General features: G+C 63.8%; 7 protein-coding genes and 1 pseudogene. 4 read left to right on the top strand and 4 right to left on the bottom strand.

Annotation, left to right across the window (positions count from 1 at the left end; translation table 11 throughout):
- Window positions 1-369: 369 nt before the first annotated feature.
- From BAC01S_RS29635 to BAC01S_RS29625, 3 genes are all read right to left on the bottom strand, one after another.
- Window positions 370-1,218: an alpha/beta fold hydrolase gene (locus BAC01S_RS29635; protein WP_027797999.1), complete on the bottom strand. Its 849-nt coding sequence runs from the start codon at window positions 1,216-1,218 to the stop codon at window positions 370-372.
- 2 nt (window positions 1,219-1,220) lie between these two features.
- Window positions 1,221-2,849: a benzoate-CoA ligase family protein gene (locus BAC01S_RS29630; protein ID WP_027797998.1), complete on the bottom strand. Its 1,629-nt coding sequence runs from the start codon at window positions 2,847-2,849 to the stop codon at window positions 1,221-1,223.
- Between the two features lie 80 nt (window positions 2,850-2,929).
- Window positions 2,930-3,409, bottom strand: coding sequence for a DUF4863 family protein (locus BAC01S_RS29625; RefSeq protein ID WP_027797997.1), 480 nt, complete (start codon window positions 3,407-3,409; stop codon window positions 2,930-2,932).
- 228 nt (window positions 3,410-3,637) lie between these two features.
- Between BAC01S_RS29625 and BAC01S_RS29620 the strand changes: the two genes are divergently transcribed.
- The 4 genes from BAC01S_RS29620 to boxA all read left to right on the top strand — a co-directional run bounded on the left by BAC01S_RS29620 (window position 3,638) and on the right by boxA (window position 9,179).
- Window positions 3,638-4,615 carry a helix-turn-helix transcriptional regulator gene (locus tag BAC01S_RS29620; protein ID WP_027797996.1) on the top strand — a complete coding sequence of 326 codons (978 nt, stop codon included), beginning with the start codon at window positions 3,638-3,640 and terminating at the stop codon, window positions 4,613-4,615.
- A gap of 132 nt (window positions 4,616-4,747) precedes the next feature.
- Window positions 4,748-6,418 (top strand): 2,3-epoxybenzoyl-CoA dihydrolase, encoded by a 1,671-nt coding sequence (boxC, locus tag BAC01S_RS29615; protein ID WP_027797995.1) that lies wholly within the window; start codon window positions 4,748-4,750, stop codon window positions 6,416-6,418.
- A gap of 40 nt (window positions 6,419-6,458) precedes the next feature.
- Window positions 6,459-7,886 (top strand): benzoyl-CoA 2,3-epoxidase subunit BoxB, encoded by a 1,428-nt coding sequence (boxB, locus tag BAC01S_RS29610; protein WP_027797994.1) that lies wholly within the window; start codon window positions 6,459-6,461, stop codon window positions 7,884-7,886.
- Between the two features lie 48 nt (window positions 7,887-7,934).
- A complete protein-coding gene (gene boxA, locus BAC01S_RS29605; protein ID WP_027797993.1) occupies window positions 7,935-9,179 on the top strand; it encodes a benzoyl-CoA 2,3-epoxidase subunit BoxA in 1,245 nt (414 codons plus the stop codon).
- A 192-nt stretch (window positions 9,180-9,371) separates the two neighbouring features.
- Here boxA and BAC01S_RS35895 read toward each other — a convergent pair.
- Window positions 9,372-9,548 (bottom strand): annotated as a pseudogene (locus BAC01S_RS35895) (putrescine ABC transporter permease PotI); the annotation flags it as partial.

The following is a 9,548-nucleotide window of genomic DNA, read 5'->3' as shown; positions in this document are numbered from 1 at the left end:
CTGTAATAGTCGAATGACGCGGCTTGATTAGTAATGCTATTTAAAACATGGATGCCGTGGCAGCTCGATGCATCGTTTGCGCGGGCGTACAGCGTGCGCGCGCAACGAGCTTTATTTCTTTAAGCGGGATCTTCTAAAGACTGCAAATGGGTCTGCGCAGCGTTATTGAAATCGGGAACTGCGTTTTGCATGGCTGGATTTCCGGACGATCTTAAAAACGCCATATTCGAGTGTCAATCAAGGCGACCCCTGTGTTGCAATATATTCGAGTACACGTTTTCACTAATTCCCGAGTTGTACGAAGCACTGCGCTGGATACGGCGAAAAATCGCCCGGCCGCTTTTTCGGTCGCTTCCCCGGCGGCTTTGCTCAAAGCGCGTGTTTTCCCGCCGATAAAATAAATTGGTGAATTTCTTCATTCAGGACGGCAGGCACGGTGACGTGCGGCGAATGTCCGCCGCTTTCGAGCGCGACGAGTTGCGAGCTGGGCACGTGATCGACAATGGTTTGGACCTGCGCCAGGGTTCCGTACTGGTCGTCGCGCGCCTGCACGGCCAGCAGGGGGCACCGGATGCCCGCGAGTTCGCGAACGATATTCCAGTCGCGAAACGCCTCGCTCAGCCAGACGTCGTTCCAGCCGTAGAACGCGGAGTCGACGTCGTCGTGATAGCGGCCGAGGCGCTCCCGCATCGTAGTGGTTTCATAGGCTACCTTTGCCTCGGCAATATTTTCGACGGAAATCGCTTCGACAAAAACGTGCGGGGCAATCACCACGGCGCCGGCCAGCTCATTGTTGAATGCACTCGCGTAAAGCAGGGCAATCGTGCCGCCGTCGCTGTGGCCGACGAGCCACATTCGCCGGCGTTCCGCGGCGCCGACGCCAAGGGCCGAGAGAAGCGCCGGAAGGACGTCCCGCGCCTGGTCCGTCATGAAATCCACGGGCAGCCTGGCATCAGGCTGGCGCGGCGTGGACCGGCCGTAGCCGGGGCGCGAATACACGAGTCCGCGCATACCGAGCCGGTCGCAGAGCGTTTGCGGCCACGTCTTCCACATGGCGACCGAGCCGAGCCCCTCGTGCAGAAAGATCGCGATCGGTTTGTCGAGCAGATGCGCATTCAACCATCGGTATTCGATTTTTACGGGCCCCCGATGGTCGGAAGGGGGCAAAAAGGCAAACCGGTGATTTTCCGGCGATGAGGTCGAGACCGTGCTTTCCATGATCAGGTCGCAGGCTGCATAGCCTGGCGTTGTTGTTCCCGCAGCTTGAATCGCTGGATTTTACCGGTCGCCGTTTTCGGCAGATCGTCCACGAAGAGAATGTCACGCGGATATTTGTGGGGCGCGAGCCTGTCCTTGACGAAAGCCTTGAGGTTGGCGGCAAGGGCAGCGCTGGCGGCGAAGTCCGGTTTCAGGACCACGAACGCACAGGTTTTGACGAGGCCGCCCTGGTCCACGCCGATCACGGCGGCTTCGAGCACGGCGTCATGTTGCACGAGCACCATTTCGACCTCGACCGGGGAGACGTATTGGCCGCTCACCTTCAGCATGTCGTCGCTGCGGCCCGCGTAGACGTAGCAGCCGTCCGGCAGCCTGCGGTATTTGTCGCCGCTTCGCACCCAGTCGCCGAGGAAGGTGGCGCGGGACTTTTCACGGTTGCACCAGTACATGAGCGCGGCGCTGGGGCCTTTGATGTACAGGTCGCCCACTTCGCCTTCCTGCACGGGGCCGCCGTTTTCGTCGCGCAGTTCCACCGCGTATCCGGGCACGGGCGTTCCGGTCGTGCCGTAATGGACGTTGCCGGGATGATTCGAGAGAAAAATGTGCAGCATCTCCGTCGATCCGATGCCGTCCAGGATTTCGCAGCCGAAATGCGCCGTGAACCGTTCGCCCACCTCGCGGGGCAGGGCTTCTCCTGCCGAGGTGCAGATTCTCAGGCTGACCGCCGCTCGGGCCGGGCGCGTGTGCGCCGCCATCATGCTGGCATAGAGCGTAGGGACTCCGTAGAAGATCGTGGGGCGGTGCTTCACGAGACGCTCGAACACGGCGTCGACGGTCGGGCGTCCGGCCATCAGCACCGCCGTGGCGCCCACCGAAAGCGGGAAGGTCAAGGCGTTGCCGAGGCCGTACGCGAAAAAGAGCTTGGCGGCGGAAAACACCACGTCGGTTGCGCGAATGCCGAGCACATGCTTCGCGTAGGTCTCCGCGGTCCAGTAGAGGTTGGCGTGGGTGTGGACCGTGCCTTTCGGCTTGCCGGTCGATCCTGAGGAGTACAGCCAGAACGCGATGTCGTCGCAGCCGGTGGGCGCTGCATGCGGCGCGGGCTCGGCGGCCTCGAGCAGCGCTTCGAGAACGGGTGCGGCGGACTGCGGGTTGCCGGTTGGCTGAGACACGATCAGCAGGCGGTCCTCTTGCGCGGCGTCGTTGTCGAGGGCAGGGGTCACGGCCGGCAGCACGGCGCCCGATGCCACCACGGCGCGGGCGCGGCTGTGGGCAAGCATATAGCCGTAATCGGCGGCCGTGAGCAGGGTGTTCACGACGACGGGCACGACGCCGGCATAGAGCGCCCCGAGGAAAGCGACGGGCAGCGCGATGGTGTCAAGCATCACCAGCAGAACGCGCTCTTCCGCATGCACGCCGTGCGCGCGCAGGACCGAGGCGAAGCGGCGCGCGCGGTTTTCGAGCTGCCCGTAGGTCGTTGCCCCCGCATCGTCGATGTATGCGAGCTTGTCGCCGCGCCGTTCGTTGAGCGCGAAAACATGGGCGGCGAAGTTGAATTGCGCCGGCGGTGGCGGCGCAAGTTCCGCAGCCGGAAGGGGGCCGTCGGCTGCGGCTTCGAGTTGAGTGTGCATCTGCATTCGTCTCCGTCCCTGCTCGCTGTCTGATTGTCGTGCGCGCTCGACGCCGGTGACCCCGATGTTCTTTCTCGCGATCAGTGACTGGCGGGTGCGGGCGTGAACTCGATGGCGCCCTCCGGCAGCAGGTAGAGAATCAGGGCCTCGCCATTCGCCACGGTGGGGCAATGCGCACTGCCGGCGCCATAGACGCACCATCCGGCCGGATGGCCGTCGAAGGTGGCGCCGCCCGCAAGCGGCATGATCAGATCGATTTCCCCATTCGGGTGCATGTGGTGAGGGCCCACGAGATCCTTCATGTCGACCACGTCGACCGAGAATCCGTGCGTTTGCGGCAAGGCCTTGAAGATCCGCCCGTAACGGATGCCGCCCCCTTCGCGGTTGCAGAGCCAGCCTTCGGCGACGCCGTTGCGGCAGGCTTGCGCGAGCGCCTCGAACGTTTCGCCGCCGGGCGGCCAGGTCTCGTTGAGCCAGGCCTCGAGGTCGCTGTCGAGGTCGCGGCCCGCGATCCTCTGCGTGACGCTCGCGATCAGACGCTGAAAATCTTCTGGGGACATGCGTTAGTCTCCGGATGCGGGAGATGCAATTTGATGCATCTTGCCCGCGCGTTTTGCTCCCGGCGCGGCGAGCCGGGAGTTCGCGCGTACCTGCGTCTTTGCCTGGTGCTTTGGCCTGGTGCTTTGGCCTGGCATTGCTGCCGGTCAGCGTTTTGGCGAAAATTATCTTGTCGAATTGATGCTGTCAAGCACTATAGTACATTTTCTGGTGGGAATTGGTCTGGTGATATGAAGCAAACTTACTCTGAAGAGCGGCGCGATGGCGCGCAGGAACCGGATGACGCCTCTGCCGATGCCGAGCCGGAAAAGGCGGCCGGACGCGATCCTTTCCTTGCCGCCATGGGCGAGCGCGTGCGGCTCCTGCGCGCGCGGCGGGGCATGACACGCAAGTCGCTGGCGCTCGAGACCGGGCTCTCGGAGCGCCACCTCGCCAATCTGGAGACCGGCACCGGTAACGCCTCGATCCTCGTGCTCCGGCAACTGGCAGCCGCGCTGAATTGCCCGCTCGCCGAGGTGATCGGCGACGAGACGACTTCGTCGGCCGAGTGGCTATTGATACGCGAACTGCTGCAGGGGCGCGACCTCGCCTCGCTGCAGCGCGCCCGTATTGCGTTGTCCGAACTGTTTGCGCAGACTTCGCGGGATCCGCATCGCCATGAGCGGATCGCGCTGATCGGCCTGCGCGGCGCCGGCAAATCCACGCTCGGGCGCATGCTCGCGCAGGAACGCAAAGTACCGTTCGTCGAGCTCAATCGCGTCATCGAGCAACTGGCGGGCTGCCCGCCGAGCGAGATCCATGCGCTTTACGGCGCCAGCGCCTACCGCCGTTACGAGCACCGCGCGCTCGAAGCGGTGATCGCCGAGCACCCGCGCGCCGTCATCGCCTCGCCGGGCGGGCTGGTTTCCGAGCCCTCCACCTTCAATACGCTGCTGGCCCACTGCTTCACGGTCTGGCTGCAGGCGACGCCGGAGGACCATATGCGCCGGGTCGTTGCGCAAGGGGATTTGCGGCCGATGTCGGGCAACCGCGGCAACAGCGAGGCCATGGAGGACCTCAAGCGCATCCTCGCGGGCCGCAACGAGCTTTACAGCCGCGCCGACATGGCCTTCGACACGAGCGAAAAGACGCTGGCCGACGCCTACCTGCAATTGCGCGACCGGCTGGCTGCCCGGCTGGGCGCGGAGGATGTTGCCGGCGGGCTGTGACCGCGCGATTTAACGGGGCGCTTTGATCAGGGATTGCACCTGGTTTTATCCTTACAAGCATTAAAATGCTTTACATGGCTCTGTAGATGCACTATTTTTCATGAAATAGGGTGCGCCTACCAGGAGACATTCATGTCCGCAGCAGAAACGCTTGCCCCGCAGGTCGACTATCGGACCGAGCCCACGCAGTACCGGCACTGGAAGCTGACATTCAATGGCCCGGTCGCGACGCTCGGCATCGACATTGCCGAAGACGGCGGCATTCGTGACGGCTACAAGCTGAAGCTGAATTCGTATGACCTGGGCGTCGACATCGAGCTTCACGACGCCCTGCAGCGCGTTCGTTTCGAGCATCCGGAAGTGCGCACGGTGGTCGTGACGAGCCTGAAGGACCGCGTCTTTTGTTCGGGCGCGAACATCTTCATGCTCGGGCTTTCCACGCATGCCTGGAAGGTCAACTTCTGCAAGTTCACGAACGAAACGCGCAACGGCTTCGAGGACTCCTCGCGTCACTCGGGCCTGAAATTCATTGCCGCCGTGAACGGCGCCTGCGCGGGCGGCGGCTACGAGCTGGCGCTCGCGTGCGACGAGATCCTGCTCGTGGACGATCGTTCGTCCTCGGTGGCGCTGCCGGAGGTGCCGCTGCTCGGCGTGCTGCCCGGCACCGGCGGGCTCACGCGTCTCACCGACAAGCGCAGGGTTCGTCACGATCGCGCCGACATCTTTTGCACCGTGGTGGAGGGCATACGCGGCGAACGCGCGAAGGAATGGCGCCTCGTCGACGGCGTGGTGAAGCCGAACCAGTTCGACCAGGCCGTGCAGGCGCGCGCGCTCGAACTCGCGGCGCAAAGCGATCGCCCGGCCGACGCCCAGGGCATCGCGCTCACGCGCATCGAACGCATCCAGCACGACAACATCCTTGGTTATGCGACGGTCGACGTCGCCATCGACCGTGCGAAGCGCACTGCCACGTTCACCGCGAAGGCGCCCGCGCTGCCGCTTCCCGAAGGCATCGACGCGATCGTCGCGGCCGGCGCAGCGTGGTGGCCGCTGCAGTTCGCACGGGAGCTCGACGACGCCATTCTGTCGATGCGCACGAACGAGCTCGATATCGGCACCTGGATCTTCAAGACGAGCGGCGACGCGAAAGCGGTGCTCGCAGCCGATGCCGCGCTGCTCGCGCATCGCGGCCATTGGTTCGTACGCGAAACCATCGGCATGCTGCGCCGCACGCTGGCCCGCATCGACGTGTCGTCGCGTTCGCTGTTCGCGCTGATCGAACCCGGTTCGTGTTTCTCGGGCACGTTCGCCGAGCTGGCCTTCGCCGCCGACCGTACCTACATGGCGGCGCTGCCGTCGAACGAGGAAGAAGAGCCTGCCATCACGCTTTCCGAGGCCAACTTCGGTCTCTATCCGATGGTCACGAATCAGTCGCGTCTCGCGCGGCGATTTTATGAGGAAACCGAACCACTCGATGCGGCACGCTCGAAAATCGGCCAGCCGGTCAAGCCCATGGAGGCCGAGCGCCTCGGCCTCGTGACCGCCGCGCCCGACGACATCGACTGGGCCGACGAGATCCGCATCGCGCTGGAGGAGCGCGCGGCCATGTCGCCCGACGCGCTCACGGGCCTCGAAGCGAACCTGAGATTCAACGGTCCGGAGACGATGGCGACACGCATCTTCGGCCGCCTCTCTGCCTGGCAGAACTGGATTTTCAACCGTCCGAACGCCGTGGGCGAGAAGGGCGCGCTGAAGGTTTATGGAAAGGGCAGCAAGGCGCAGTTCGACACCGCCCGCGTTTGACGTCGTCCTGACGCCTCCCCCTACCGCACAAGGAACCGCAATGTCCACGATCAACTACAGCGAGAAGATCCCCAACAACGTCAATCTGGCCGACGATCGCATGCTGCAGCGCGCGCTGGAGCAGTGGCAGCCGAACTTTCTCTCGTGGTGGGGCGACATGGGGCCCGAGGGCTCGCACGGCTACGACGTCTATCTGCGCACGGCCGTGAGTGTCGACCCGGGCGGCTGGGCGCACTTCGACTACGTGAAGATGCCGGACTATCGCTGGGGCATCTTCCTCACGCCGGGCGAGGCGGACCGCAAGATCCATTTCGGCGAGCACAAAGGCGAAACGGCGTGGCAGGACGTGCCGGGCGAGCATCGCGCGAACCTGCGCCGCATCATCGTCACGCAGGGCGATACCGAGCCGGCCTCCGTGGAGCAGCAGCGGCACCTGGGTCTCACGGCGCCTTCGATGTACGACCTGCGCAACCTCTTTCAGGTGAACGTGGAAGAGGGGCGGCACCTGTGGGCCATGGTGTACCTGCTGCACCGCTACTTCGGCCGTGACGGACGTGAGGAAGCCGAAGCATTGCTCGGCCGGCGCTCGGGCGACGACGACAATCCCCGCATTCTCGGCGCATTCAACGAGAAGACACCGGATTGGCTGGCGTTCTTCATGTTCACGTACTTCACGGACCGCGACGGCAAGTTCCAGCTTTCGGCACTGGCGGAGTCGGGCTTCGATCCGCTGGCGCGCACGACGAAGTTCATGCTGACCGAAGAGGCGCATCACATGTTCGTCGGCGAGTCCGGCGTTTCGCGCGTGGTGCAGCGTACAGCCCAGGTCATGAACGAACTGAAGACGGACGATGCGGGCCGGCTGCGCGCGGCCGGCGTGATCGATCTGGAAACGATCCAGCGTTACCTGAACTTCCACTACTCGGTGACGATCGACCTGTTCGGCGCCGACCAGTCGTCGAACGCAGCAACGTTCTACAGCTCGGGACTGAAGGGCCGCTACGAAGAAACGAAGCGCGACGACGACCACCAGTTGACGGGGCAGCGCTACAAGCTGCTCGATGTTCAGGATGGCAAACTTGTCGAGCGCGAAGTGCCCATGCTCAATGCGATGAACGAGGTGCTGCGCGACGACTACATCAAGGACTCCGTGGCCGGTGTCAATCGCTGGAACAAGGTGCTCGAAAAAGCCGGCATCGACTTTCGCCTGACCGTGCCGCACAAGGCGTTCAATCGCCAGATCGGCACGTTCGCGGGCGTGCGCATCTCGCCGGATGGACGTGTGGTGAGCGAGGCGGAGTGGGCGGCCAACGCGTCGAAATGGCTGGCGACGCCGGAGGATCGCGCTTACGTGGCCTCCTTGATGGGCCGCGTGAGCGAGCCGGGCAAGTTCGCGAACTGGATTGCGCCGCCGGCCATGGGCATCAACCGTCAGCCTGTCGATTTCGAATACGTTCGTTTCAACTGATCGGCCTTGCCGGTCACCGAGGCAGACCGGACGGCAGGGAGCACAACCATGAATGCAGCGATTCCGTTGGAAGTTCTGAGGCAGCACCTGATCGATCCGGAAATCTGCATCCGGTGCAATACGTGCGAAGAGACCTGCCCGATCGACGCGATCACCCACGACGGCAGCAACTACGTGGTCAAGGCGGACGTCTGCAACGGCTGCATGGCTTGTGTCCCGCCCTGTCCCACGGGGGCGATCGACAATTGGCGCAACGTCCCGAAAGCGGACGCCTATAGCATCGAGGCACAGTTCGGGTGGGACGAGTTGCCGGCGCAGAGCCCATCGGTCGGTATGCCCACCGAGCCGGCCAGCGCCGGGATCTCGAACGAGACCCCCGTCGATCAGACCGGCTTGCCGCAAGCGGACACCGAGCGCGGCTCGAGTGTGCCGCCGTGGTCCGCGTCGAAGCCCTATGTGAACCTCTACACGCACAAGACACCGGCCGCGGCGACGGTGATGGGCAACTACCGGTTGACCGACGAGTCGGCCGAGAGCGATATCCATCACATCGTGCTCGATTTCGGCTCGCTGCCGTTCCCGGTGCTCGAAGGGCAATCGATCGGCATTTTGCCGCCCGGCACGGCCGCGGACGGCAAACCTCATCACGCACGCCAGTATTCGCTGGCGAATCCGCGCGACGGCGAGCGCCCGCGCTACAACAATGTCTCGCTGACCGTGAAGCGCGTCACGCGCGATCACGACGGCAACGACACCTTGGGTGTCTGCTCGAATTATCTGTGCGACCTGCAGAAGGGCGATGTCGTCACCGTGATCGGGCCGTTCGGCAGCACCTTCCTGATGCCCAATCACCCGCACTCCCATTTGCTGATGATCTGCACGGGCACCGGCTCGGCACCGATGCGCGCGATGACCGAATATCGCCGGCGCGGCCGCCTCAAGGGCGTGACCGGAAAGCTGATGCTGTTTTTCGGCGCGAGGACGAAAGGGGAGTTGCCATACTTCGGTCCGCTTACCAATTTGCCGAAAGACTTCATCGACACGAATCTGGCGTTTTCGCGCACGCCTGGCCAGCCCAAACGCTACGTTCAGGACGCCATGCGCGAGCGGGCCGTGGATGTGGCCCAACTGCTGAAAGACGACAGCACCTACGTCTACGTTTGCGGCTTGAAGGGTATGGAAGAGGGCGTGTTGCAGGCGCTTCAGGACATTGCCGACCGGCACGGCCTGGACTGGAGCGCCCTCTGGCCGCGCCTCAAGCGTGAAGGGCGCCTGCACCTCGAGACATACTGAGCGACTCGCGCAGCGTAAATTGCTCGACCTTGCTGCGCAGGTCGTTTGCCTGGCCGCGTAGCAATACGGAGGCGGCCGCGATCTGCTCCACGAGGGCCGCGTTTTGTTGCGTGACGCCTTCCATCTGCGATACCGCCTGGCCGACTTCGCCGAGGCGGCGGCTTTGCTCTTCCGTTCCGGGGCATGTTGTTTTCAGGTTGCCGTGCCTTGCCCGAGCGGGCGGCGAGCCATTGGAGTAACGGGGTCTGCGGGCGCCTCGGCCGCATCGGGCTGGATGAAGGCCATCTGCATGTCGCGCAGGCGCTTTTTCTCGCGCGCCATCATGATCTGGTTGGCCACGATCACCCCGATCGTCACCGCGCTGATGAA

This window comes from Paraburkholderia acidipaludis NBRC 101816 (assembly GCF_000684975.1).
Lineage (GTDB): Bacteria > Pseudomonadota > Gammaproteobacteria > Burkholderiales > Burkholderiaceae > Paraburkholderia > Paraburkholderia acidipaludis.
The sequence above is the reverse complement of the archived record's forward strand: the minus strand, read 5'-3'. Positions and strand labels throughout refer to the sequence as shown.